General features: G+C 57.3%; 17 protein-coding genes and 3 pseudogenes. 5 read left to right on the top strand and 15 right to left on the bottom strand.

The window, feature by feature from the left end; translation table 11 throughout:
* Positions 1 to 37: 37 nt before the first annotated feature.
* Both ACZ89F_RS04670 and ACZ89F_RS04665 read right to left on the bottom strand, forming a co-directional pair.
* Positions 38 to 1,300, bottom strand: coding sequence for an urea ABC transporter substrate-binding protein (locus tag ACZ89F_RS04670; RefSeq protein ID WP_476090612.1), 1,263 nt, complete (start codon positions 1,298 to 1,300; stop codon positions 38 to 40).
* A 238-nt stretch (positions 1,301 to 1,538) separates the two neighbouring features.
* Positions 1,539 to 2,942 (bottom strand): aldehyde dehydrogenase family protein, encoded by a 1,404-nt coding sequence (locus ACZ89F_RS04665; RefSeq protein ID WP_476090611.1) that lies wholly within the window; start codon positions 2,940 to 2,942, stop codon positions 1,539 to 1,541.
* A gap of 479 nt (positions 2,943 to 3,421) precedes the next feature.
* Between ACZ89F_RS04665 and ACZ89F_RS04660 the strand changes: the two are divergent.
* Positions 3,422 to 3,520 (top strand): annotated as a pseudogene (locus ACZ89F_RS04660) (transposase); the annotation flags it as partial.
* 220 nt (positions 3,521 to 3,740) lie between these two features.
* On the opposite strand, the gene ACZ89F_RS04655 reads toward ACZ89F_RS04660, so the two are convergent.
* The gene (locus ACZ89F_RS04655; protein ID WP_476097208.1) at positions 3,741 to 4,688 is read right to left on the bottom strand and encodes a GlxA family transcriptional regulator; all 948 of its coding nucleotides are present in this window, start codon (positions 4,686 to 4,688) and stop codon (positions 3,741 to 3,743) included.
* Between the two features lie 520 nt (positions 4,689 to 5,208).
* Between ACZ89F_RS04655 and ACZ89F_RS04650 the strand changes: the two genes are divergently transcribed.
* From ACZ89F_RS04650 to ACZ89F_RS04640, 3 genes and pseudogenes are all read left to right on the top strand, one after another.
* Positions 5,209 to 5,901: a DJ-1/PfpI family protein gene (locus ACZ89F_RS04650; RefSeq protein ID WP_476090610.1), complete on the top strand. Its 693-nt coding sequence runs from the start codon at positions 5,209 to 5,211 to the stop codon at positions 5,899 to 5,901.
* A 554-nt stretch (positions 5,902 to 6,455) separates the two neighbouring features.
* Positions 6,456 to 7,247, top strand: a complete 792-nt coding sequence (locus ACZ89F_RS04645) for a creatininase family protein (RefSeq protein ID WP_476090609.1) — start codon at positions 6,456 to 6,458, stop codon at positions 7,245 to 7,247.
* A gap of 250 nt (positions 7,248 to 7,497) precedes the next feature.
* Positions 7,498 to 8,082: pseudogene (locus ACZ89F_RS04640) on the top strand (ABC transporter ATP-binding protein); the annotation flags it as partial.
* A 344-nt stretch (positions 8,083 to 8,426) separates the two neighbouring features.
* Here ACZ89F_RS04640 and ACZ89F_RS04635 read toward each other — a convergent pair.
* The 12 genes and pseudogenes from ACZ89F_RS04635 to ACZ89F_RS04580 all read right to left on the bottom strand — a co-directional run.
* Positions 8,427 to 9,278: pseudogene (locus ACZ89F_RS04635) on the bottom strand (IS701 family transposase); the annotation flags it as partial.
* A 160-nt stretch (positions 9,279 to 9,438) separates the two neighbouring features.
* Positions 9,439 to 10,287 (bottom strand): hypothetical protein, encoded by an 849-nt coding sequence (locus ACZ89F_RS04630; protein ID WP_476090608.1) that lies wholly within the window; start codon positions 10,285 to 10,287, stop codon positions 9,439 to 9,441.
* A gap of 142 nt (positions 10,288 to 10,429) precedes the next feature.
* Positions 10,430 to 11,362 carry a 3,5-dioxohexanoate:acetyl-CoA acetone transferase gene (gene kce, locus ACZ89F_RS04625; protein WP_476090607.1) on the bottom strand — a complete coding sequence of 311 codons (933 nt, stop codon included), beginning with the start codon at positions 11,360 to 11,362 and terminating at the stop codon, positions 10,430 to 10,432.
* 101 nt (positions 11,363 to 11,463) lie between these two features.
* A complete protein-coding gene (locus ACZ89F_RS04620) occupies positions 11,464 to 13,725 on the bottom strand; it encodes a hydantoinase B/oxoprolinase family protein (protein WP_476090606.1) in 2,262 nt (753 codons plus the stop codon).
* Positions 13,726 to 13,781: 56 nt separating this feature from the next.
* Positions 13,782 to 15,923 (bottom strand): hydantoinase/oxoprolinase family protein, encoded by a 2,142-nt coding sequence (locus ACZ89F_RS04615; protein ID WP_476090605.1) that lies wholly within the window; start codon positions 15,921 to 15,923, stop codon positions 13,782 to 13,784.
* Positions 15,924 to 15,996: 73 nt separating this feature from the next.
* The gene (locus ACZ89F_RS04610; protein ID WP_476090604.1) at positions 15,997 to 16,404 is read right to left on the bottom strand and encodes an acetone carboxylase subunit gamma; all 408 of its coding nucleotides are present in this window, start codon (positions 16,402 to 16,404) and stop codon (positions 15,997 to 15,999) included.
* A 16-nt stretch (positions 16,405 to 16,420) separates the two neighbouring features.
* Entirely contained in the window at positions 16,421 to 18,346 is a 1,926-nt protein-coding gene (locus ACZ89F_RS04605; RefSeq protein ID WP_476090603.1) for a hydantoinase/oxoprolinase family protein, read from the bottom strand.
* 792 nt (positions 18,347 to 19,138) lie between these two features.
* Positions 19,139 to 20,710 carry a class I adenylate-forming enzyme family protein gene (locus ACZ89F_RS04600; RefSeq protein WP_476090602.1) on the bottom strand — a complete coding sequence of 524 codons (1,572 nt, stop codon included), beginning with the start codon at positions 20,708 to 20,710 and terminating at the stop codon, positions 19,139 to 19,141.
* A gap of 40 nt (positions 20,711 to 20,750) precedes the next feature.
* A complete protein-coding gene (locus tag ACZ89F_RS04595; RefSeq protein ID WP_476090601.1) occupies positions 20,751 to 21,167 on the bottom strand; it encodes a PaaI family thioesterase in 417 nt (138 codons plus the stop codon).
* A complete protein-coding gene (locus ACZ89F_RS04590; RefSeq protein ID WP_476090600.1) occupies positions 21,164 to 22,195 on the bottom strand; it encodes a quinone oxidoreductase family protein in 1,032 nt (343 codons plus the stop codon). Before ACZ89F_RS04590 ends, ACZ89F_RS04595 begins: the two co-directional genes overlap by 4 nt.
* A 36-nt stretch (positions 22,196 to 22,231) precedes the next feature.
* The gene (locus ACZ89F_RS04585; RefSeq protein WP_476090599.1) at positions 22,232 to 23,023 is read right to left on the bottom strand and encodes an aspartate/glutamate racemase family protein; all 792 of its coding nucleotides are present in this window, start codon (positions 23,021 to 23,023) and stop codon (positions 22,232 to 22,234) included.
* 8 nt (positions 23,024 to 23,031) lie between these two features.
* The gene (locus tag ACZ89F_RS04580) at positions 23,032 to 23,664 is read right to left on the bottom strand and encodes a VOC family protein (protein WP_476090598.1); all 633 of its coding nucleotides are present in this window, start codon (positions 23,662 to 23,664) and stop codon (positions 23,032 to 23,034) included.
* Positions 23,665 to 23,969: 305 nt separating this feature from the next.
* Here ACZ89F_RS04580 and ACZ89F_RS04575 point away from each other — a divergent pair, with 305 nt between their 5' ends.
* The gene (locus tag ACZ89F_RS04575) at positions 23,970 to 24,695 is read left to right on the top strand and encodes a GntR family transcriptional regulator (protein ID WP_476090597.1); all 726 of its coding nucleotides are present in this window, start codon (positions 23,970 to 23,972) and stop codon (positions 24,693 to 24,695) included.
* The last annotated feature ends 118 nt before the right edge of the window (positions 24,696 to 24,813 follow it).

Below are 24,813 nucleotides of genomic sequence, written 5' to 3'. Positions count from 1 at the left end.
TCAGACAGCTAGCTATCGCGACCACTCGAAAAGACACTCAGTCCCCGGGCGTGAATTCGACGTTCAAGGTCGGATCCTTAAGGAGGTCGCAGCGACCATCGGTCTCAACAGGCTGCTGGTTTTTCCATTCTGTAATGACTTCCCATTTTCCGCCCTTGAGCTTCGCAAGGCGGATGTCGCGCGCGCAATGATGTGTCGCACCGTCCATTTTCAATGTGCCGCCTGGTCCGTCCCAAGTTGCGCCGGCCTCCAGCGCATTGATGACCTTCTGGCGATCTGGAGTGCCCGCCGTTCGCACGGCAGTCGCCCAAAGCCAGGTCGCCTCATACGCTCCGATCGAAACGTTGTTCTGGGGTGCCGCGTTGTCGCCATATTTCTTGCGATACGAAGCAAGGAATGTCTTGTTGAGGGGAGTATCGATTTCCTCGATGTAGGCGTAAGGAGCGACAATCCCTTCACTCTCGCTCGGAGGGATCATCATGTGTTCGTTCCCCTCACCAAACGTGAAGGACAGAATCGGGATTTTGCCGACCATGCCAGCCGCCGCCCACTGACGATAGAAACCGAGGTGTGCCGCACCGACGAGGGTGGAGCAGATAAAGTCCGGCTTGGCAGCCTGTATCTTGGTGATCAGGGCACCAAAGTCGGTAACATCCAGGGGAAAGAACTCGTTTGCGATCTGTTCTGCCCCTAAGTCCTTGGCGAACTTGCGCGTCCAGTCTCCAATAATGCGCGGCGAATTGTAATCGGCACCAATGGAGTAGATCTTCTTGCCCCACTCCTTTACGGCCCAGCCGATTGCATTCTTGCCCTGCATTGCGGGAGTGATGCCCGTGCAGAAGGTATTCTGGTCGCAGACGCCACCCTCGTACTGGGTCGAATAGAAATACAGCGTTTGATACCGTTTCAAAATCGGACGCATTACCTCACGCGACGAGGATGTGATCCCACCGTTCACGAAGACGACGCGATCCTGCAGCGCTGCCTTCTGCGCATATTGTGCGTAGAGCTGCATGTTGGACTGGGTGTCGTAGGTAACCAGTTCCAACTCTGAACCATTCAACCCACCCGACGCGTTGATTTCTTCCACGGCCATTTCCATGACCATCTGCATTGGCTTGCCATAGACGTCCAGACCACCGGACAAATCCAGGATCGACGCCATTTTCACGGTCGAGGCAGCGCGGGCCGTACGCAGAACGAACGGAGCTGCGACGGTTGCCAGCACCGCGCTCTGCACGAAACGCCGGCGGCTGAGCGGGCGGCTGGCTACATTTTCGATAAGCTTTTCTTCGGTCATGCTGAAAATCCTGTTTGCGCTGCCGGACGACTACCGCTGGCGGCTTTGATGGAACTAGAGGTCGATCTTGCAGAAAGGGATTCTCGCTGATCCCAATCCAACGGGTCGCGTTCAGTAACCAGGTTCTGGCTTTGGCAGAACTTACTGTCGCCAGTATTTCGAAGCGGTCATGTGAGCGCTTCGAAACCTGATGGCCTGCCCTACAGCTTTCAATAAAAGTGGATCAAAAGACCGTGCATCAAACAGCGGCGCTGATGACCTGAAGCTGGGTGAATTCAGCCAGCCCGTCTTCGCCGAGTTCCTGACCGATCCCTGAGGCCTTGGCGCCCCCAAACGGAACGTATGGCAGGATGTCGATGTGTTTGTTGATCCAAACTGTTCCGCTATCCATGCGCTTGGCAAGGCCGTAGGCATGATCTACGTCGGACGCCCAGATTGAGCCCCCAAGGCCGAACGGAGAGGAATTTGCCCTCTCGAGCGCATCGCTTTCATCTGTGAATTTGATAATGGGTAGCACAGGTCCGAACTGTTCTTCGTCCACAAGCCTTGCTCCGTCAGTGATATCCCTGACGAGCGTCGGCGATACGAAATAGCCAGGTCCCTTAGAGGGTTTCCCGCCTGCAATAATATTCCCGGACTTCCGGGCATCTTCAATAAGTTCCCTTACCCGGTCATACTGCATTTTGTTCTGGAGCGGTCCGAGTACCGTTCCCTGCTCTAGGCCGTCGCCGACGATTGTCGATTCTGCGATCGCGACGAGTTCATCGCAAAGTTCGTCATACACGCTTTCATGGACGTAAAGGCGTTTCAGGGCGAGGCAAACCTGTCCGCTGTTTTGGAAGGCCGCGTGAAATATTTTCGGAGCAATCTCCTTCGGGTTGACGTCCCCTAGAACGATTCCCGCGTCGTTTCCGCCGAGCTCGAGCGTAACGCGCTTCAACGTGTTCGAGGCGCTTGCCATCACGCGCTTTCCCGTCGCGCTGGATCCGGTGAAAGATATCTTCGCGACGTCCGGATGGGCCGTCAGCGTTTCGCCAAGATCGTTCAGGTCAGTGACGACATTGAAGACTCCGGGCGGAAGAAGGCCAGCAACCAATGATGTGAACTGAAGCGTCGACAGAGGCGTCGTGGGAGATGGCTTCACTACAAGGGTATTACCCGCGATAAGAGCGGGCGGCATCTTGAAGGCGAGCAACAGCAGCGGATAATTCCAAGGTACAATCGCCCCGACCACGCCAAGAGGCTTTCTGAACGCCTCGATCTTGCGCTCACTGCTATCCTCGATAACTTTCATCGACAGCTTGAGTGTCGCGAAATAACGGAAGAAGGCCGCCATAGCATTGACTTCAGTGAGTGCGTCCGCCAGCGGTTTGCCCTGCTCTTGAGTCAAGGTACGTGCCAAGGCATCTGCGTTGAGCTCGATGATGTCACCCATTCGATTGATGATGGCGCGACGCTCCTCGAAATCGGTTGCCGCCCATGCAGGAAACGCTGACTTCGCGGCGGCAACCGCCTTGTTAAGTTGGGCTGCGGATCCGCGAGGGCACTCGGCGACTGGCTGTTCGGTCGCAGGATTGACAATTGTCATCGTGCTGTCGCCAACGACAAATTCTCCGCCAATCAACAATTTGTATTCAGTCATGCTAGCTACTCCCATTGATAAACATACCATTTCAGATCGACGCAAGATGACTTGCCGCATAGTTGCCGACAGTTTCGACAAGCGTCGGCACGTCGGCGGAGCCGCTCTGATTAAGATTGTCCATTGCCCACACCCCTTCGATGCGCCGTCCAGCCGGTATGGCTGTGGAGCTAACGTGTCGGCAAAGCTGCCTTAAACACTTGTTCCCGAGGACGGATTGTTGGGAGCACGTCACTCTCCCCTCCGCCTTGACGTTTAAAATGCATTCAATCGAAATTATGTCAACTACAATTATTTCATCGGCAGTCGATTTTACTCGAAAAACCATTCGCAGCGGGCGGGCTCGAAACTCGGGAGGGAACTTGGCACCGCAGCAGCATAAGCTTGCACTCGGTGGCTGTGACGCCATGAAAGGTGACCTTGCCCCTCTGATCTAATCCGGTTTGAAGTTCGTTCTGGCCCATCGAGAGGACCAGGACATCAAACGTAGCCGCTTCTCTGAAGAGCAGATCATCGGAATTTTGAAGGAACATGAGGCCGGGGTATCGGTTGCCGATCTGTGCCGCAAGCACGGGGTCAGGCTTCGACAGCGAAAAACTCGTTGAGCGAGTGGCGCCTCATCCGCGCATCTCCATGCCGGCCCGCGGCATCTCCGACGCCGCAGACTGGGCCTGACACATGACCGCAACCGGTCACATGTTCAAAGACGCGAATTGCACTTGCATGAAACGGGGCATCCAGACATGGCGCCTAAACCTGGCGCGGTTCACAGGGCGTGCAGTAAAGCGCCTACCCGGGTTACCCAAATCTCGAGCGATAAGCCTGGGGGCTGACTCCCAAACTCCTCAAAAAGGACCGTCGCATTCTATCCTCTTCAAGAAAACCACATCTAACAGCCACTTCCTTTAGCGAAAGATTGCTATCCTCGAGCAAGCGTCTGGCCGACTCCAGTCTGAGTAACTCCACCGACTTTGCAGGTGTCCGCCCCGTCGTCTTCGAAAACACTCTAGCGAATGTGCGTGGCGACATTCCAGCTTTAGCAGCGAGCGCGTCCACACTGAGATCGGCGGTGAGATTTGCCTGTACCCAAGCATGCAATGAATCAAACGAGCCATCTCCCTCCGTTTGCAGGCGCAGAGGAACGCTATATTGCATCTGACCGCCAGAGCGCTTGAGGAAGACAACAAGCTCCCGCGCTACCTCCATCGCCATGCGCCGTCCATGGTCTTCCTCAACCAGCGCTAGAGCCAGATCGATTCCCGCCGTAACCCCAGCGGACGTCCAGATTTGATCATCGTGAAGATATATTGCATCGGCCAAAACCATCGTAGAGGGATGCTCCTCTTGCAGCAAGTCACAGTATTCCCAGTGAGTTACCGCACGACGTCGCTGCAACAATCCTGCTGCAGCCAACGCAAACGCCCCTGTGCAGACGGAGCATATTCGTCGGACTTTCAACTTCTGCTCAGCCAACCATTGAATGAGTTTCTCATCCTTAGACGCTTCATTAAAACCATAGCCGCCAGCTACGACTATCGTGTCGGCTGCGGCAGTACCGTCTAACCCGATCGAATTGACCTCCACGCCGGATGATGTCGTTATTAAACCACCCATCGGAGATCTTACTGTAATTTGGTAAGCTCGCTTCCCCGACGATATCCGCCTGTTAGCAAGCTCCAGCACCTGGACTGGCCCCGCAATATCGAGCAGAGCCGCTCCCGGATATATCACGATATCGACCAGCATCACGGCCGCGGAAAAATCTCCCTTACTCCCGTCTAGAGAATTCTCACAGTCTCTCCAGGCCGGTTTATTTTGTCCTGCCTCAGTATCAATCCCATTAATTTTCAGCGTATCGGGTTGTGTCAACATACTACTCCCCATTTAGCTTGAACGAGAGAGATATCGATTGTTTTATTTTTGTTCACATCGCTCCAAACCCTCTGTGACTATACGTGCGCCAACGGAATCCGCAACGGGTCGGCTCTCATAGCGACGGATATTCCCGCATTGGCGACCTGCCAGGGTAGTCGATGATTGCGACGATCCGTTAGCATCATGCAGGCCGCGAGGCGGACGCGGCCTAATCCACTTCTAATCGAGTGGGTTCACACATGCCAAGGAACTGGTTGGCAGAAATAGCTGCCAGTATGTCATTTTCACCAAATTAAACGGGGGATAGGTTTCGCCGCCGGCAGTCAAAAAGGCTGGTGCAAATCACTCATTTAGAGCTTCCCGATGTGGGGCCAGATAAAGGGTTATAGCGATGTCCAGCGACACAGGAACCACGGACCAACTAACGATAGGGATGGTTCTCTACCCGAACTTCACACTTCTCGATCTCGTCGGACCGCAGGGCGTCTTGGGCCTGTATGGCAAAACTCTGCTGCTCTGGAAGAACATGGACCCCGTGCCGACGGAAACTGGTCTTCTGATACACCCCACGACAACTTTCGCCGATTGCCCCGACAATCTCGACATCCTGTTTGTTCCTGGTGGAATGGATACAAACGGCGCGATGCGAGATAAAGCCGTGATCGACTTCCTGGCTAAAAGCGGAAAAACGGCAAAGCACATCACCTCCGTTTGTTCAGGATCGCTTCTGCTTGGTATGGCCGGTCTGCTGCAAGGCTACAAAGCGACGACCCATTGGGCTTGCTACGGCGCCTTGGAAGCCACGGGCGCGATTCCTGTCCATGAACGCGTCGTCTTCGATCGCAACAGAGTAAGCGGCGCCGGCGTGACAGCGGGAATCGATTTTGGCCTTGAGCTTCTCGCCCAGCTAAAGGGCGAGAAGATCGCGAAGACCACGCAGTTGATAATCGAATACGATCCGCAACCTCCGTACCAGGCTGGCTCGCCTGATAAAGCCGGTCCTGAGATCGTGGCCGCTGCGATGGTTGCTCTCGGAGACATGGATGATCAGATGAAGGCTACAATGGCTTCGCGTCGTCATTGACCGCAACCTGGCCTGGCGGTCTGAGGGCCGCCAGGCGGAATCCCGGTTTTGCACGTCGAAAGTCGATGAAGGTCGCTCGATATAGGATCCCTAGCCTAACTCGAATGTGCGGGACGCTTTCGAGCGCTGACTGAGCAAGGTTTTATCCCATCTGCCGGCAACGCAAACACTCAACAAGCGTGGCATTCCCGGCTGACCTCCTATCGCTCGTATGAATCGTTTCCTGACTACAACTTCGAAGGTCTGGAGGATCGAACATCCGCGCCCTCGCGTCTGGAAACGTATCCCCGACGACATCCGGGACCGCATCGTTTTCACAACCAATAGCAAGTTCTTGTCTCTAGTGCTAACTCTCGTGAACTTCCGGCCTGAGCCTTCGCGCCGACACTGGTCGCCGCGTTCATTGGTTGGGCGGGGCGGCCTATCGCGGTCTCGTTCCATTGTTGACTGCGGTCGCGGTCGGCTCGATCGTCGTCATTTCTCTCAAAGGTCACACACGTAAGAAATCCCAATAACGCCAACAACTTTCAATTACGGCAGACGAGGCAAAATCAATGAATGAAGTCGCATGGAATAGATTGAGCGCCGCCGAGCTTTGCACCTTAGCGGAAAGGAATGCTGTTGCGCTTTTGCCGGTTGGGTCGACCGAGCAGCACGGACCTCATCTCCCGACGGGAGTCGACGATTTCCTTGTGACAGAAGTATGTTTGCGCGCCGCTCGCTCTTTATCGGGAAAAACTCCAATCGTAGTTGCGCCAACAGTCTGGTGCGGCCTAGCTGATCATCATGTGCCGTTCGGGGGAACCTTTTCGCTGTCTCTTGCGACGTACGCCGCGCTGTTGCGCGACCTATGCCGCTCAATCTCAAATGCAGGGTTCCGAAAGATCGTCTTAGTCAACGGGCACGCTGGAAATATTGCAGGCCTGTCGGCCATATCGGCGGACCTCACGCGCGAACTCGGCTTGCCTATCGGCACAGTGACCTATTTCATGATTGCTTCAGAAGAGATGGCGAAGGTTCTCGAAGACCAGCAAGGTCTTATGCACGCCTGCGAGGCCGAAACTTCGATGATGATGGCGATAGCCCCGGCGCTCGTGAAACGTTCGCAACTTGGCGAGGCACATGGTTCGAGTTTTGACGTCGCAGCGGCTCTCGTGCCGACACTCAAGCATTTTGTCACCTTTGACAAATTGACGACCACAGGTGTTCTGGGTGACGCGAGGCGCAGTTCGGAGGAGAAAGGTGATAAGTTGCTTTGCGCCTGTGCCGATGAGCTTGCGAATCGACTTGGCAGAGGTGAACCTTGGTCAATATACAACCAGGAGCTTCCCGGCACTTCAATATAACCCACTCTCGATCCGTTTCCTCCGGAGACGATCAAGAGCAAGGCGCTGGTCACCCGTGGCTGGCGGTGGCTGCGTGACGACCTTCAGCCTGCCAACTTTTATCCCCGCTCCGGTAAAACGACCGAACATCTTTAGGGCCGGCCATCGCCCCTCTTTTTAGGCAACTGGTTGGCCAATTCGATCACCTGCAGAGGGCCAAACAGATCGAGAACCCGCGCTTCGTCCTAAGCGAATATTTCGCTGCGGCTAGTCGACCCTTCTGCGGCTCGCAGCGGGACTTCATGTGCCCGCTCAAGGCCGCTTGCTGGAAGGGGACCGGGTCATTCGTGGTCCGGACCCGTCGCGAATTCTCGTGTTTCAGGATCCAACCCTCTTCCCGTGGCGCAACGTCCACAAGAATGTGGCAACTGGGCTAGAGGCACGTGGACTTCTTCAAAGCCATAGAGAACGTATCGACCAAGCTTTGCGGGTCGTGAAACTGGATGGATTTGCGAACGCATATCCCAACCAGCTGTCGGGCGGTATGGCTCAACGTGTGGCTATAGCGCGCGCGCTCGTCAACGACCCCAAGCTTCTGCTGCTGGACGAACCATTTGGAAAACTGGACTCGCTGACACGGCTCGATCTCCAACAGGAGCAGCTAAGGCTTTGGCAAGCAGCGGGTTTTACGGCGATGCTTGTGACGCATGACGTGGAAGAAGCGCTATTGCTTGCAAACCGCATTATCGTGTTCAGCGATCGTCCCGCCCGCGTGGTGCACGAATGTCGGATCGAAAAGCCGTTTCCGCGCATGAGAGACGACGCGGACCTGATCTCTCTCCGGAGAAAGCTTCTCCTCGAGCTGTGTCGCAAATGCCTAGGGCAGGGTTGGCGACGCCACTATTCTTTTTGGGAACGGTGCTGTTTCTTGTCACGCTTTCGTGGTGGTGGATCATCTTCAAGCCGGTAGTCACGACGGAGACGATGGCGCTGGCTGCGGCACTACCGTGTATAATCGTCGACACAGATATCTGTTCACTTGCGCAGGCTCTTTGCCAGCAAGATCATTTGCTCGGCATTAGGTCGTACTTTCCTGAGATAATGTGGTTATCGCTCGTTCTGATGCTACCGGCCTCCGTCGCGCGGTACGCGGCATAGCGCCGTTTATTGCGGCGAGGCGTGCGTCTAGCATGTGCAGTGCCTCCAACTCAGCATCCGCCAGGGCGCTTCCTCCAGCATCGCCTGCGCACTGATCGACGTCATGTCCGGGACATGGCGCTTGCGCGGGCGGCAGCGCCCGGCGACGGGGGGAAGATCATCGATACGTCGGCCGGATAGACCTTCTGCTTGAAGGGCATGCCCACCGCCCAGACAAGCCCTCGCTCGCTCAGCCCCTGGCGGAACGGCCCGGAGAGACCATAGCCGGCATCGGCAGCACGCAGCCGAAACGCGCGCCTGCTGCACGAACGCGATCGATCTCGGCGAGTGGTATCTCCGGTCTGGTCCGATAGACCCCGTGATCCTCCGGCACACCGGCGCGCGTCAACCGTGCGGCATCGCTCCTCTAGCTCTCGGGCAGAAACAGCCGCAACCCCACCATGACCGGAACTTCACCGGAAGCCAGTGTCAGCGACACTAGGGTCTGGCAGTTGGCGTTCTTGCCTAAGGCGGAGGCGTATTTGCGGCGCGACGCCGACCGAGCGCCCACCCTTCTTCGGCAGCGCCGTGTCGTCGACGATCAGACACGCCTCAGTGCCACCAACCATCCTGTCGACCTCTGCGAGCAGGACCTTCTTAAGCGGCCCGGCGTCCCAAGCCCAGCCGGCGATGAAGTGATGAAGCTGGTCGTAGCCGACGCCACCGTCGCGCGCCGCCATCGTTGAACGCTCTTGCGATCTCCTGCACCGATCAGCCCTGCCACATAGCCGGGTACATCCGCGCCCGGACCTTATGCCGCAGAGCCCCCAGAAACGGCGCGAGCCAGCGCTCAAGATCGGACTTCCACTTATCGTCCATGGTCGGCGCTCCATAGGCCGACCACCCACGAATCACGCAAACCCCGCCGCGGGAACCCAAAAAATGCTCGTCCCCTCAAAAATCTGCCAAAGTAGTGCTAGTCTAGGCTCCAGTCAGGTCGACCAATCGGCGACCACAACCGCCGGGTCGCGCCAACCTTGAAGATGAGCGCCACGATCTGGCATCTGGCACAAGACTATCTGAGGTCCGGCAGTCTCCGAAGAACGACTTCAGGAACGGCATCGCTCGGGATCGTCGCAAACCTGAACTGAGCGGGCCGAGGGTCGAGCGGTTTGCCGTCGGACCAGAAGGTGGCGGGCACTAGCACGCCGCTAACCTTTCCAGCAACGGGATCAGACATGATCCAAAACCCTGGGCCACCGTCGGTGGACGGGTCGGTCAGGGCGGTGGCACCCGATTGCGGCGCATAGATACCGACGTCCCATCGATAGTGGTTTCCGAGGTTGAAGATCGGCTGGTAAAGCTTCACGGTCTCGGCCGAAGGTGCCTCAGCTTCGGCGCTTTCGTCCAGTAGCAGGCCTGCGAGTTCGGACTGCGGAAAGCCGCGCAGAAAGTCGGCGATGTAAGCCGCGGCCGAGTCAGTCGCGTCGTCGTCGAGTTCACATTGCGACTGGCCAAACGCCTGGCCGAAGCACTGAAGCACCCAGACGCGTGGTGACGGGATTGTTGCAACCAGCGGCGCTGAAGACAGACTGGCTCCCACCGCCGCGAACAGGCTGTTCAGGTGAGCACGCAAGCTACTGTCGGCAAGCAATGTCTTTATCGGGTAGGCAGCCCGCGAACGAGCCGCCATGGCGCGGCGGAGCGTGGGGCGCTCATCAAGCCAAGCATCCACGATCGGCGCCACTGGAATTGAGACGACGCTCGATCTCAAAAGACCTTGGGCTTGTCGCACCCACGCCAGGACGCCGTCTACCGAGGTCCATGGGATATCGCCCCCTGCCAGCAGCTTTCCCGCATAGCTGGTATAGTCCAGCCATGGGCCACTGCCCGGTTTAACGATTCTCTCTAGTAGTTCTGCCATCAACTTAGCTCTCTTGGGCAGTGGCCTGTTTATCGCTCAAGCATTCCGGACGATTGTCATTTTGCCCTAGCGGGCCGGCGTTTCTAGGCCTTATTTTATCTTGCCGACATAAGCTCCCGAACCCCGAACTGCGACTCTGCCGTCAGAACTTGACGGCATTGCCGCCCTTGGTTTGAAGCATCTCGCGCGCTTCGTCCGGCGTAGCGATCTCGAGGGAAAGTTCTTCGAGGATGTGGCGGATCTTGGCGACCTGCTCGGCGTTCGACGACGCGAGGGCCCCCTTTCGAATGTAGAGGCTGTCTTCCAGGCCGACGCGAACATTTCCGCCGATCAGTGCGCTCTGGGTGACCATCGGCATCTGAAAGCGGCCGGGCGCCAAAACCGAAAGGTAATAGCCATCGCCGAACAATTTGTCGGCCATCGTGCGCATGTGGAGTAGATTTTCGGGATCCGCTCCCATTCCCCCCAGGATGCCGAACACGCACTGAATGAACAGTGGCGGCTTGACCAGTCCACGGTCAACGAAGTGTGCAAGATTGTAGATGTGCCCTAGATCGTAACACTCGAACTCGAACTTCGTACCGAGGTCGCCCAGCTCGCGCATGCCCCGGTCAATCTGGGCGAACGTGTTCGACAAGATAAAGTTCGTGGTGCCTTCGAGGTAGTCCTTCTCCCACGGATACTTGTATTCCGTGATCTTGGCCGCCGGCCCGGAAATGTTGAAGTTGAAGGATCCCATGTTCATGGAGGCGATCTCGGGCGCGAATGCTTTTGCGGGCGCCAGTCGTTCGTCCAGCGTCATCCCCAGACCGCCACCGGTCGTGATGTTGAGGATGGCATTAGTCTGTTGCTTTATCCGCGGGAGAAACTGGGCAAATACCTTGGGGTCCTGGGTCGGCCTACCGTCGTCGGGATTGCGCGCGTGAAGGTGGACGACCGACGCTCCAGCTTCAGCCGCGTCGACCGAATGCCGAACGATATCGTCCGGCGTGATCGGAAGATGGGGAGACATCGTCGGAGTGTGGACGGAGCCCGTGATCGCGCAGGTGATGATGACTTTCTTGGAGCGCTGCATCAGGGAAACTCCTTGGATGCTTGTTGGCATTACCGTAGGCCGGCCTGAGTTCAATCACAGGCCGGCCTATCTTTGACATCTCACGATCCGTCGATGCCCCGTCAGCCCTGGCCGGTCAATTCCGCCAGCCGGGCCTCAAGTTGCGCAATCTTCACATCCTTGGGGTTGGGCATGAAGATCGGCTTCGGGACATTGGCGTCCCGCTTGTCGGCGGCGCCGCCGGCATAGAGGACGGAGACATCATCGCCCCAGCTTCCGTAATACGGGAGATGGGCCGGGGGCGTGGGCTTCGACCACGTCTTGACGAACTCGTGGAACGGCTTGCCGCGCTTCTTGCGATCTTCGCGCTCGGCCTGGCGCAACGCCTTGGTGCCTTCAACATCAATCGCCAGCGAGTCTTCGTCGAATTCGATCTTGTAAAGCTTGCGCGCGACCGGCTTGGAGATGAGATCCTGCTCGATATCCGAAATCACCATGCTCGGATCGCGTTCGAGGAGATCGCCGTAGCCGCCGCCTGATCCCTGCGAAATCATGTAGAGTTCGCCGCGCTTCGAGAGTTCAAAGCCCATGCCCATGTGATGCGTTGTGTATTTCGCACCCGGGAACGGCTGATTGTTCATGATCTCTTCGATCGAGTAGTGGAACTGTTCCGGATTGTCGCGCATGACATCAAACACATCGACGCCAAGAACCTTACAGAGCGGGTGCGTGCTGCAGGCATAACCGCCGAACAGTCCCTGCAGCGGAGGAACCTTCGCTCCCACGGCGCAGGTCATGAAGCCCCACTCCTTGGAATCCTTCGTGGCAACCATCATCTGGTAGCCCATTCCGCCGCGGAACTTGCCCGGCGCCTGCGTGTCCCTCGTCATCTTCTTGGACACGATCTGCATGAACGGGACTTCCTCCTCGTTCAGCTCCTGTTCGCCAAGATCAGCCATGATGGCGAAAATCGGCTGCATTGCGTGCTGGCCGTCGGAGTCGGATCGCGCGCCACCGCCCGCCCCATTGAGGTCGGCGCACAGATTGCCGACCGACTCGCCATGCTGGGTGAGGCCGCCGTAGATGAAGGTATTGATCTGGGTGAACCAGGGCGCAATCACCTTCGTGTACTTTTCGGGACTGCTGTAGAGGAGCTTCGCGATGGCGTGCTGCGCGCTCGACAGAACCATGAAGATTGACATCAGGCTCTGCGAGTTCGGGGCGCTGTATGAGCATGCCACCGCCGAATACGGGTCGGTGATAAACTCGCACGGTGCGAAACACGCCTGGCTGCGCGGAAGGTCGGGCCAGACGAAGGTCAGCAATAGCGTCGAAAGCATCCCCTTGCTGCTCGACACCTGCGCGTTGATGCAGCGGTTGGTGAACTCAGGACTCGAGCCGCGGAAATCGAAGATCAGTCGGTCACCGGTCTTGGTGATCGCGAGGTTGATCTTGATCACGCAGTTCTCACGAAGTGTGGAATCCTGCGTGTAGGAGGTGCGAACGGTCATGTCCGGCCACACGCTGATGCGGCGCTTCACCTCGTTGCGGACATTTTCGAGCGTGCCACGGAGTGCCGCGCTAAGCGCTGCGGGACCATCGGTCTTGAGGACTTCCTCGACGCGCTGCTTCATGCGAAGGCAAGAAAAAAGCTTAACCTTCATGTCTTCATATTGCAGCTTGGGTTCGCGGACCGAGTTCTGAAGGAACGTCAGTAAGTCCTTCTTGATCTGGTAATTCTCGACCACCTTGAATGGAGGCATCTTCAAGCCTTCATCGAAAGATGTCTCTGCCATCGAAGGCATGCCACCAGGTTCGATCGCACCGTTCTCGCCCTCGTGGACCGTGGCGGCCACCCAGCAGACGATCTTTCCTTCCCAGAACACCGGCATGATCATGCTCTGGTCGGTGTTGTGGACGTTGCCGTAGCGCGCGTCGTTTTGGATGAACCCGTCGCCGTCGCGAACGCCGACGGTCGGTTCGTTGACCCAGTTCTTGATGATGAACTTAACCGGATGATGAACGACAGCCGAGAAACAAAGGATGCCCATCACGCTGCAAAGCGCGAGATCGCCGGAGGCTGTGTAGATCCCGGTGATCATGTCACCCCATTTCGCACCGGGCGCAGCGCCCATCTGCGCGACCATCTCGAAGCCTTCATCGGCTCCTGCCTGCAGGCGGTCGCGGATCTTAGACATGGCATGAGGGTCGGTGAAATGCTTCAGCGCCTCCTCTTCCTCGGGGGTGCGCTCCGAGAGATCATGATGCTCCATGATCTCCGGATCAGGCCCCAGGAACAAAGTCGTGTCCTTCAGGAACTTATCAATCAGCGCCTGATCTGCGGCGGCGCGCTGGGCTTCAATGTCTGTTGCGGAAGCAGTCATGTCCAATCCTCAATATTCTCAGATTCGTGATGGTTGGCTTTAACTGGCGTGTCGCGTCAGCCTTCCTCTCGGAGGAACCACATCGCGCCTTCATCGGCCGAGACAAGCTTCCAACCGGGATTGACCAGGTAGGTCGTGACTTCGGAGGAGATGATCGCAGGCCCCTCGATCTCGACCCCGGACTGGATCTCCGATTTTTGCCAGACCGGAGTGTCGATTGCGTCGGGATGTTCAATGAAGTGGCACTTGCGGGTGGCGCTCGGCGCTGGCGGCTTGAGACGTTCGCCGACCGGACGGGGCTTGATCTGATCGAACTTCACGGTCTCGAGCCGAACATAGGCCGCGACCCGGATCGTGTTGATGCGGATACCCGCCTCGGGCGCCTGGCTGCCCTGACCGAAGCGCTTGCCGTAGTCGTTCGAGAATTGCTCAATGATCTTCATCACGTCGGCCGCCGAATGAATTTCGTGGGCGTCGATGACGGCTGTCGTCTGGACCAACTGGTTGCCGTAGCGCATATCAAGCTCCAGGGAGTGCTTGATATCGCCGCGCGCAACGCCCTGGCGAAGCAGATCCTGCGTCCCCGCCTCGCGAAGGTCCGCAACGATTTTGTTGAAGCGCTTGTAGTCGTTGTAGATCTTGCGCGAGTTCGAGTCGTACAGCACCAGGAAAAGAGATTTTTCATGAATGTGGAGCTGGTGCATGTTGCCGGCACCGAAGGCCGAGAAGACTGAGCTCAACGGCGGCGTCAGGATCCTGTTGATGCCGAGGTTTCGGGCGATGCCGCAGGCATGGAGCGGGCCATTGCCGCCATAGGCCAGCATCGTGAAGTCCTTGAGATCGTAGCCGCGGGTGCGAAGTTCGGTGAACAGGCCATTGGCCATGTTGTCATCGACCTTCTCGCGGATCAGCAGCGCGGCCTCGATCACGTCCATATCGAGTAGATCGCACAACGTGTCCTCGATCGCCTGGACCGAACGGCGCGGATTAAGCGGGATCGTACCGCCAGCGTAGTTCTTGGGATCGAGATACCCCAGCAGCAGGTCAGCGTCAGTGACGGTCGCCTGAAGCCCGCCGCGATCGTAGCAGGCAGGACCAGGATCGGAGCCGGCGCTCTGCGGACCGACTTTGACGGTGTTATACATGCGATCGTACTGAGCGATCGAGCCACCGCCCGCGCCGAGATTCACAAGGTGCACCATCGGCACCGACACCATCCAGCGGTCGATGACTGGGTTGAAGTCATAGTGCTTCACGCCTTCCCCAACCACGATGCCGATGTCGAAGCTGGTGCCGCCCATATCGGTCGCGACGATGTTGCCAAGGTCGCATTGCAACGACAGATGTTCGGAGGCGCTGATCCCCGAGACCGGCCCGGAATGGATCGTCTGCAGCGCGTCAGTCGAATTGAGCTGCGCCATGCCACCCGAATTGTGGATGACAAGCATCGGCTTCTCATACTGGTGCGCACGCAGGTTCTGCTCAAGGCTCGAGAGCGCGTGATACATGGTGGAATGGAGATAGCCGTCGACGATCGCAGAGCTCGCGCGGACATACTCTCCCTTTCGACCGGCAACCTGATGCGAAAGGATGACCGGAATCGCGCCCAAGAGCTGCGGCGGATATTCCTGAAGGAAAATTTCCTCGACGCGTTGCTCGTGCATCGGGTTGACCACGCTGTTCACCAGAGCCACGACCAGCGCCTGGGCCCCTTTGTCGACCAGCTTGCGGATCTGGATGCGAACATCGTCTTCATCCAGCGCCATCACAACGTCGCCGGCCGCGTCGAGGCGCTCGCGGACGCCAGCGATCATCTCCGGCAGCACCAACGGTTCCGGACGATTGGCGCCCGAAAGATCGGCCTTGCCAAGGATGTCGAGGCCTTCTCCGTAACCGCGACCGCGGCTCAGGGGGACGGTGGCCTCGAAGCCAGCGGTGACCAGCATGCCGATGCGCGGACCACTGTGCTCGATCAGCGCATTGGTGCCAAGCGTTGTCGCGTAGCGAACGGAATCAACGCTCTTCAGGATCTGCTCGAGGGTAACGTCCAGCTCTTTGCAGGCCTTGCCCAAGGCTTCATTGAAGCCCAACGCCAGGTTTTGATGCGTCGTGAGCGCCTTCGCCTCGATATACCTTTCATCCCAGGCGACGAAGCAATCGGTAAACGTTCCTCCAATATCGACCGAGATTCTTCTCATATTATACCCCTCTTGCTTGATTTTGGCGTGAGACTTGCAACGTCTCATCGGCCGTTAGCAAAAACTCATCCACTTAATGCGAGTGATTATGATGGTGGTGGTGGTCGGACGCCGCATAATCGACATCCGGGCCGACCACGGGCTCCTTCACTTCCTCACGCTTGGACCACTGAGCCTTCAGCGCCGGCAAATCGAGTTCCATGTCGTAGATCGGGGGATGGCCCGGGGTTGCATATTCGACCTCAACCTGCGTCCCGCAGGAGGGACAGTAGTATTCGAGAATCCGCACCCATTCCGGATCGGGACTAAATGTGAATTCGTAGCGCTGAGGATCAATAACCGGCTGGTGGATATCGCGCGGATCGCGGTCGTAGACGAGCATACCGTGCTTGTAGTTTTTGTCCGCAGGACCAATCTCATGGTCACAGACGCGGCATTCCCAGGTCTCCTTGTCGAGGTCGACGCGGAGATATTCGGTCATGAGGACTTTCATTGGATTACCTCTTCTCTAGAAAGATGTCGCCAAGATCGCTGATTATAAAAGCCCAGCCCGCCGACACGTTTGCCGTAAAATACTCGTCCTCAAGAATTGCTGGTCCCACGGCATGGTCGCCCGGCGCGAGCGAGCCCAGCTTATAGAGGGGCACCTCCTGCCACGCGCCGCCGGTAAGCAGATTTCGACTGCCGTCTGGTTTGGCCGAAGCGGCGCACGACACACCTCCTTTGCTATGGATTCGGCTCGCCATGTGCTTGGCGGCGCTTAGTTCAACCTCGATCGTGCCCGCATTGACCACGGCGTCGGGGAGGTCTCGTCCTTCATTCAGATCGATGACCGTTTCAACACCGCCCGTCGCAGCGACCAAACGGCGGCTGAGCAAGTACTCACCGACCGTTGCGCCCTCGGCGAACATGTCACGCTCAGCCTTGGCCTCTAGGTCGGCGAGCGCCGCGTCGAGGCCGGCGGCGCTGCGATCACGAAGCGCGGCCGCGTAGTGCTGCGCCACAGCGCATGACCCTATGCCGAACGCACTGAAGATCGCCGCCATCTTTGGAATCGCGACCCGTTTCAGTCCCAACGCTTCGGCGACGCCGCAGGCGTTAAGTGGACCGGCTCCGCCGAAGGCGAGAAGGACGGTGTCGGGCGCAATCTTGGTGAATGCCGCAACCTCATGGGCGATCTTACTTTCGAATGCTTCGACCATCTTCGATAGCGCCTGATCGAGAGACACGCCCAATGGCTCAGAGATGCTGCGCAAGACCGCCGTCTTGGCGCGATCGACATCGAGATGCAGATCTCCCCCAAAATACGAACCCGGATCGAGCAATCCGATCAACACGCTAGCATCGGTGATGGTGGCCTCGACGCCGCCACGGCCGAAACTGGCCGGGCCGGGCAAGGCGCCGACGCTATCGGGCCCGACGGTGACTTGACCGTCGACAACGCGAAACACCGAGCTGCCGCCGGCCCCAACGCTAAGACCGTCGGTCAGCGGGAATGACACCTCGACGCCTTCAACTTTGCCTCGTCGAAGCGTCCTGATCTCGCCGTGCCGGCTCTGACCGATGTCCGTCGTGGTGCCGCCGACATCGATACCAACGATATTGTCGATGCCGTAGGTCGCGGCGAAGCTGCGCATACCCTCCATGCCGCCGCGCGGTCCCGAGGAATACGTCTTGATCGCCGTGGTCTTTGCCACGCGAGACGCATCGCCGTCGTTACGGAAAATCAGGAGCGGACGTTTGGTGCGGAACGAGCGCAGTCTGTTCTCGGCGTTGTACAGAAACTTCTCCATCGCCGGATGGAGGAACGAGTTCATGACCGCCGTCCACGTTCTGCGAACCGGGTCATGGTCGCTGGTGAGGTCGCTTCCGCAAAGGATCGGAACCGCTGCGAGCATGTGGCGAGGAAACCGACGCAGAACAATCTTGAAGAGATTCTGCTCGTCCCTTTCGAAGTCTTCACCGCCGAGGCTGACGATGATGCGATTGGCACCAGCTGACGTTAGAGTATTAATGAGGCGGACGATTTCGAGTTCACACTCCTCATCGCCTACCTTCACGCGATCGATCATCGCCAGGCGGTCACCGACAAGAGCCTCGAAGAGCTTCGAGTCCTCGACCTTCATTTCGTCGGGCACAGTGGAGCCGGTCGTCAGCAGAAGACCCAACCGCGGACCCTTGCGCTCCACCAAGGCGTTGGTGCCCTGAGTGGTGGAGTACCGGATGACGTCCACTTCCTCGAGCAGGCGCCGAAGGTTCTCGCTGCCGTATACGAAACCCGACGCTTTCTTGAGACCTTCGAAAAAGCACTTGCTCAGATCGTAAGGCGTTGTCAGCACCTTCGCACGACGGACGTCGTCGTCCTGCAAGATACAGATATCGGTCAGAGTACCGCCATTATCGATATTGATTTCTAGTGCCATCTCTCTCCCCATACCCACAACCGTAGGATATCTACAACGCTTGCTACAAAGCACTCTTGCCACAATCGGTCAAGTCGATTCTGTGATTTGGGACAAGGGAATTGATTGAGGACTCAGGTGATGCGGCCTAGATGGGCAGAGGTATCCTGCGATTGCCTTGGAAAAGCTTGCCAGCGACTGACTGCAGCGGTCTGCGCTGCGACGGAGCATTCCTGGCACGCCATGGCCTCTTTCCTAAGGGCTCTATCAGCCTGAACAGAATAGTGGTCTTTGGGTTCAAAACCGCTTTCTGAGCGAGTTCGAACAACTCGTCGAACGAACTTGACGTCTGGGCGAGATGGCTCCGCTTTTTCGAACTCGCCGACATCTTCCTCAAGACGACAACGCGGGTTTCCGAAGGAAAAAGACGCTGACCGCTCTGTATCGCCTGCGGAATGCGGGCGATTGTTCCAAGACGATTTGAGTTTAACGCCCGCTTTATTGGCCTCCTTGGCGGAGAGAACAACTGACCAAGGGGCATCTCCCACGACGCTTGTCCGTCAGGCCCATCTGAGCGATTTTCTGATCCCAAAGCTTGAATTCGCGCAAGTAACGGCACGTATGTTTGAGCGTTCTTGCGGGTCATGGCCCATATCAGGAAGCCTTGCGAGCTTGAACAGGCAGCTGAATACGCTGGCGTTACTGGTACCCTACGGTCGGTGACTGAGCTTCTCGACTGGTAGGCTCACGATCCTAGGGGTACCAGCGCCCCTCTTATTGTTGCTCTCTGTGCAGGCAAGCGGAGCCTCGCGACTAGCTTGGTTGTCTCGCTGACGCCAGGTCGCCTACGGTGGCCTGCACATGGCTGGCAACTTGCTTGCGATCGATCTTCCCTGCCCCGTTCAGCGGCAAGGCCTGTGTGAACACAACGCGACGCGGATGCGCGTAAATCGGCCCACGCTCGAGGGCGAAACGTTTGAGCTGCTCCTCATCAAGGCTCGAGCCTGCGTTGGTGACAACCAATGCGACTGGCGCGTGTCCTTTTGTGTCGTGCCTGAGAGGCACGACACAAACTTCGCGTACGTCAGGATGCCGCAACAGGACATCTTCCACCTCTTTCGGAAACACGTTTTCGCCGCCGCAGACAAACATGTCATCAGTGCGTCCGCGAAAGTACCAGAAACCGTCTCGGTCGACATCAAACAAGTCGCCCGTGCTTAACCAGCCATCCTTGAGACGGGCTGCCGTGACCGCCGGCATGTTGTGATACGTGGTCATCACACCGGGATTGCGCAGGATAAGTTCGCCTGCCGCCGCCTGCTCGCCGCGTTCGTTCACAAGTTTTGCATCGCACGCGGGCCAAAGTTTCCCGCAAGACCCTAGTGGCGTCGGCCGACCATCAAGAGCAGGGCCGAAAACAACCGGCCCACCCTCCGTCAGCCCGTACATCTCTTCAACCCGGCATCCAAAGGTGGCTTCCATCGCCCGCCGCAGTTCCGGATGAACCGGGGCTGAACCGACCGTTAGAGATCGAAGTGCGGAAAAATCAAGCGTCCGCATAAGATCCAGCTCTCGCAGCGCCATGCTGTAGATGGTGGGCACGCCGGTGGCATGGGTACAGCGGAAGCGTGTTAGGTTCTCGAGAAAGACGCGGGGATGATACTCAGGCATCAACACCATCAATGCGCCGCCGGGCATTTTGGATTTGACCACCCCAACCATCGCATTCTTATGATAGAGCGGCACACAGACGAGCGATATCTCGTCTGGCGTAGGCTTATAGAGCTGACGAGACGTCTGCGACCACCAAATTTGACTCTCGTGCGAAAGAACCACGCCCTTTGGAGTTCCGGTCGAGCCTGACGTGTAGGGCTGCATTGCGGGGTGACCTGGAGGCAACTCAGGTGGCGAGAAGGTCTCAGACAGCTGCTGGAACACGGCGGAATAGGTCGTCCAGCCCTCTCGGTCCTCGCCTAAGCTTACCCGCAGTCCGATGCCGAGTTCGTCAACGAGCGCCGCGATGGAATTATGCTCTGGCGTTTCGATGATCGCCGCCTGACATTCGGCGTCTTGGAGAATGTGGCTCAGATGCTCACGCCCTTGGCGCAGATTCATCGGAACCGGTACAAGTCCCGCCCGCATCGTCCCGAAAAAAGCTTCAATGTATTCCGCGCGATTTCCGATCCCAATCGCGACACGAGCGCCCAAGTTCAACCGCTTGGCAAGCCCCGCGGCAACGAAGTTTAGTCTCTGCTCGAGCTCGAAATATGTCAGTCGGCGCTCACCGCCCGCGACCCAATCTATGATCGCGATTCTTTGGGGGTGCTCGGCAGCGGCATCGGATGCCCAGTATCCCATATTGCCGAGAAAATCCGCCAGCGCCACGGTCAACTCCTCAAATTCACTTAGTTGTATTACCACCGGGTTAGGCTGGGCTCGCTCCGTAGGATCCCCGTCCAATTGCGACCAGCTTGCCCGTCGTGTCGAAGACGTCCACATCCACGACTGAAACGGTACGCCCGATCTTTCGGACTTTCGCGGTGGCGGACAACGCACCGCCTTTAGCTGGCCGCAAGAAATCCATGCGAAAGTTCATAGTCGGCACCATGCCGCCTACGAGACTGGCAACGGCAAAGTCTCCTGCAGTATCCGCGAACGCAAGGATTGCTCCGCCGTGATACTGGCCGGAGAAATTCACACGCTCGAATTCCGGCCTCATGGGCATGGTGAATGTAGCGGCCATAGCACCCGCATCGACATCTCCGGGCTCGATCCCAAGAAAGCTGATCATCGGCGACGTACCTATCAGCGAGGCGAGTCCGTCTCGTGTGAGCTGCGTCATGGTACCAGCACCGCCTTGCCAAATACCTTGCGATCGATGAGCTCCTGCATGGATATCCGAACCTCCGACATCGGGCGGACCGAATGGATTATGGGTTTCAACTTGTTCTCCGACACAAGTGAAAGCAAAGCTTCAAGATCTGCTTTTGTCCAGACATTCGATCCAAGGATATTAAGTTCCAGCGACCAGATGTAACGGATGTCTGTGGGCGGGTCGAAACCATCAGTCGCGCCGCAAGTAAGAAGTCTCCCGTGATGCCGCACCGCCCGAAGGCTCTTCGCCCAGGTAGCACCGCCAATAAAGTTGATGACGATGTCGGCACCGCCCCCGGGCGAGAAAACTTTGGGCTTTCCGAAGAGCCTAAGTGAGGCCTCGAGGAAGTCCATCTCGGACGTGTTGATCACGTGATCTGCACCGAGATCGCGAAGTCGCTCTCCCTTTGTGGCAGAACTGGTGCAGGCTGCGACTTCGGCTCCCGCCAGCTTCGCCAGCTGCACACAGCAGGTCCCGACGCCGCCGGCTGCGCCTAAAATGAGGATCTTATCTCCCGCTTTCACTTGGGCCCGCGTCATTAACATGCGATGAGCTGTGCCATAAGCGATTGGTAAGGCCGCCGCGTCGACAAAGGAGACGTTGTCGGGGATGCGTACGAGATTAAGGGCCGGGACGACAACGTATTCGCAGAACCCGCCGGGAAGAGTTTCCCCCATTAGCCCATCAGGGCGAAGCGGCTGCACCAGCACGCGATCACCCGCCGACCATTGCCCTGGGGTAACTTCCGATCCAGTCTCGACGACGGACCCTGCGATATCTCCACCTGGGGTCATTGGAAACGGCGTCTTGATTCCTGAAATTCCTCGTAGGATCATCGGATCGAAACCGTTGAAGGCCGCGGCCGCGACACGGATTTTCACGCTGTCTGGCTGGACCACTGGCTCTGGCCAATCATGACACCATTGCAGATCATCGACGGTGCCATGTTTTTCGAAAACGACTGCGCGCATCACAATTCCTTTCAGCAATTTCATTGCGCCGTGGCCATGCCACCGACGCAGTACTTGGGATCAAGGAAGAACGAGAGGTGGCGCTCCGTATCCGTCACCCACGTTTTGTGAACTGCGGCGACCTATGTTTTTCAGGCCTTCGTGTTGCTCGCTTCCGCCTTTTCCCAACATAAAATCCAGACAGTAATGAACGTGGAGCGCAGAGGAGTCGAAAAGCGGGATCGGAGAGTCCTCTGCCAACGAAAGCATCGGTAGCTCTGTGCAACCAAGGATTATGCCTTGCGCCCCGCGGTTCTGAAGGGCGCCGATTAACTGAAGAACCATTTCGCGGGAGCTGCTTGCAACGACGCCCCTGCTCAGTTCTCCGTATATAATCCGGTTCAGATCAGCTGAACCTTTTTCATTGGGAGTTAAGACTTCGCAACCAGCCACCTGCTCGATGTGTTGGCGGTAGAATGATTGTTCCATAACATAGCCGGTTCCAAGTATACCGCAGACTGCAATGTCATTGGCCATCAAGCTCTTCGCGACAGCATCGCGTATATCAAGAAACGGCACATCCAGACCTGCCACAATCTGTGGTGCGACCTTGTGCATAGTATTTACTGCCAATGCGAGTGCTTCCGAACCCGCATCGACTAATCGAGTGGCTACGTCTGAAAGTAGGACACCTGCCTCTAGCCAACGATCGGCTTTCTGAAAATCAACGATCTCTTGGAAGTCCACATTTCCAAGCACCATCTTTGCTGAATGGAGGCCACCAAGTCGGTCGGCTACACCTCTATTGAGAGCGCTATAGTAAAGAGCGGTGGACTCCCAGCTCATACCGCCGATAAGACCAAGCGTTTTCATAAAGTACCTCAAGTCAGGGTGCGTGGGCCTGTAGGCGTGAGAATAGTTGCGCTTAGAGAAAACGGGCCCCGCGTTATCTCTACACGGCTGTCGTCTAGGCCGAGCGTGTTCATCTCTGTTGCGATACGGTCAGCTGCGGGGTGCGAGACCATGAATGCAGCTAGTCGACAACCGAGATCCGCCATTTTCTCTGATGGATGCGGCCCCTCCGGCCACTCGATCAACGTGGGAAAAGCCCCGTAGAAGGGCATCGAGCCGTCAGGTCGTACGTTAATACGCCAGCTCAGGTTTCCTCGCGTGACGACTACGACTTCCGAACCCAAGGCGTCGACGAGCGGCAGCGCCTGGGCGATGTCGGGAACGCGAACCACCCAGGTAGCAAGCCTAGGTGAGGCTTCCAGCTGCGAAAGAAAATCCCAATCGTCAAGACCGAACCATCGGGCGCGTTTGGCGTGTATGTCCGGATCGGGGGCGATGATCTCGAGAAAAAGCCCTTCCCCAAGCTGCATGAGATGATTTCGCGTTCCCATCAGCGGATGTACACCGCCGGGCGGTGTTTTTACTCCAAGCGCCTCCTCGACGTGTCGAACTCCCGCTTCGACGGACAGAGATGCGACCGTGATGTGATCCAGCATCACCATTTAGCTTTCTCCATTACGGTGGAAGGTCAGTCGCGCCCGCATGTAATCCGGGGGCGACTCGACATTCGTTGGGATTTTTTTTCGGCAAGTCCCATGGCCGCTATCACCTGTTGCTCGACCTAGCGCCAATTTTGGTAAGCCTTCTGCTAGTTTGCGCTTGGCTATGAGCGATTATTTGAGCCGGTAAGCTACGTACAAACGCCCTCTCGAGTCAGTTGTAGCATACCTACAATGCATGCCACAAGGCGCTCTTGCAAGCAATATCGTGAGGTGTTACGTGGGACACTGCTGCATAGGGGCACTTGATGGGCATTCGAAAAAAGCGTGACGCAGAGCGCCCGACCGGCAAGTTCGAGGGCGGGCAGCGCCTTAGTGATCAAGCGTTCGAAATCCTTTGGTTAGCTATCAACCGCTGCGAGCTCGCTCCTGGAGAGATCGTGTCAGAGCCGCAACTCGAAGAGCAGTTCGGTTTGGGAAAGGTGAGCATTCGTTTCGCGTTGGATCGTCTGATCCAACTTAAGCTCGTAACGCCGATTCATCGGCGCGGCTTCGAAATAGCTCCGATAATCGTGACCGATCTACGCGAGACGTTCGAGTTGAGGCGCCTGGTCGAGCCTTATTGCTTCCAAAGAGCAGCAATGGAAGGCGCAGATCTCAATGAGCTTCGCCGGCTTGATAAACTGATGCTCGAAAATCCCGTGCCCGTTGACCGGAAAGTCGAGGCAATGGTGATTGACGCGAACCGCGATTTTCACATGACTGTCGTTCGAGCGAGCCGCAATCAACGGATTATCTCGTTAATGGAGAAAGTGCTGAGCGACATCGACCGCGCTTATTTCTTCGGCCTCATGCGGCATCCCAAATTCTGGACCATGCAGCAGCAACACGGACAGTTCATAGATGCGTTGGAAGCGCGCGACGAAGTGGAATCAGAGCGGCTCGCTCGCGAACATATCGATCAAGGCTATGCAATCGTCATAGACGCCGTGGTCACGGGCGTCGGCCTGGCTGCGAAGGGCACCAAGCTCTGAGCTGAGTCGGTCGGAAGTACTTTCGTTTCCTAAAAGGGAGCTGCAAGGTATCGCGACCCGACGGCAAACGCTGCACATCAACCACGTTCCTACCGCGCTTGGTACCGACTACCAGCTA

The sequence above is a fragment of the Mesorhizobium sp. USDA 3734 genome, assembly GCF_056279665.1.
The sequence above is the reverse complement of the archived record's forward strand: the minus strand, read 5'-3'. Positions and strand labels throughout refer to the sequence as shown.

Excerpts from the sequence above, each read along its gene's own strand:
- ACZ89F_RS04670 (WP_476090612.1), bottom strand. The coding sequence starts at position 1,300 with ATGACCGAAGAAAAGCTTATCGAAAATGTAGCCAGCCGCCCGCTCAGC.
- ACZ89F_RS04665 (WP_476090611.1), bottom strand. The coding sequence starts at position 2,942 with ATGACTGAATACAAATTGTTGATTGGCGGAGAATTTGTCGTTGGCGAC.
- ACZ89F_RS04655 (WP_476097208.1), bottom strand. The coding sequence starts at position 4,688 with ATGCTGGTCGATATCGTGATATATCCGGGAGCGGCTCTGCTCGATATT.
- ACZ89F_RS04650 (WP_476090610.1), top strand. The coding sequence starts at position 5,209 with ATGTCCAGCGACACAGGAACCACGGACCAACTAACGATAGGGATGGTT.
- ACZ89F_RS04645 (WP_476090609.1), top strand. The coding sequence starts at position 6,456 with ATGAATGAAGTCGCATGGAATAGATTGAGCGCCGCCGAGCTTTGCACC.
- ACZ89F_RS04630 (WP_476090608.1), bottom strand. The coding sequence starts at position 10,287 with ATGGCAGAACTACTAGAGAGAATCGTTAAACCGGGCAGTGGCCCATGG.
- kce (WP_476090607.1), bottom strand. The coding sequence starts at position 11,362 with ATGCAGCGCTCCAAGAAAGTCATCATCACCTGCGCGATCACGGGCTCC.
- ACZ89F_RS04620 (WP_476090606.1), bottom strand. The coding sequence starts at position 13,725 with ATGACTGCTTCCGCAACAGACATTGAAGCCCAGCGCGCCGCCGCAGAT.
- ACZ89F_RS04615 (WP_476090605.1), bottom strand. The coding sequence starts at position 15,923 with ATGAGAAGAATCTCGGTCGATATTGGAGGAACGTTTACCGATTGCTTC.
- ACZ89F_RS04610 (WP_476090604.1), bottom strand. The coding sequence starts at position 16,404 with ATGACCGAATATCTCCGCGTCGACCTCGACAAGGAGACCTGGGAATGC.
- ACZ89F_RS04605 (WP_476090603.1), bottom strand. The coding sequence starts at position 18,346 with ATGGCACTAGAAATCAATATCGATAATGGCGGTACTCTGACCGATATC.
- ACZ89F_RS04595 (WP_476090601.1), bottom strand. The coding sequence starts at position 21,167 with ATGACGCAGCTCACACGAGACGGACTCGCCTCGCTGATAGGTACGTCG.
- ACZ89F_RS04590 (WP_476090600.1), bottom strand. The coding sequence starts at position 22,195 with ATGAAATTGCTGAAAGGAATTGTGATGCGCGCAGTCGTTTTCGAAAAA.
- ACZ89F_RS04585 (WP_476090599.1), bottom strand. The coding sequence starts at position 23,023 with ATGAAAACGCTTGGTCTTATCGGCGGTATGAGCTGGGAGTCCACCGCT.
- ACZ89F_RS04580 (WP_476090598.1), bottom strand. The coding sequence starts at position 23,664 with ATGGTGATGCTGGATCACATCACGGTCGCATCTCTGTCCGTCGAAGCG.
- ACZ89F_RS04575 (WP_476090597.1), top strand. The coding sequence starts at position 23,970 with ATGGGCATTCGAAAAAAGCGTGACGCAGAGCGCCCGACCGGCAAGTTC.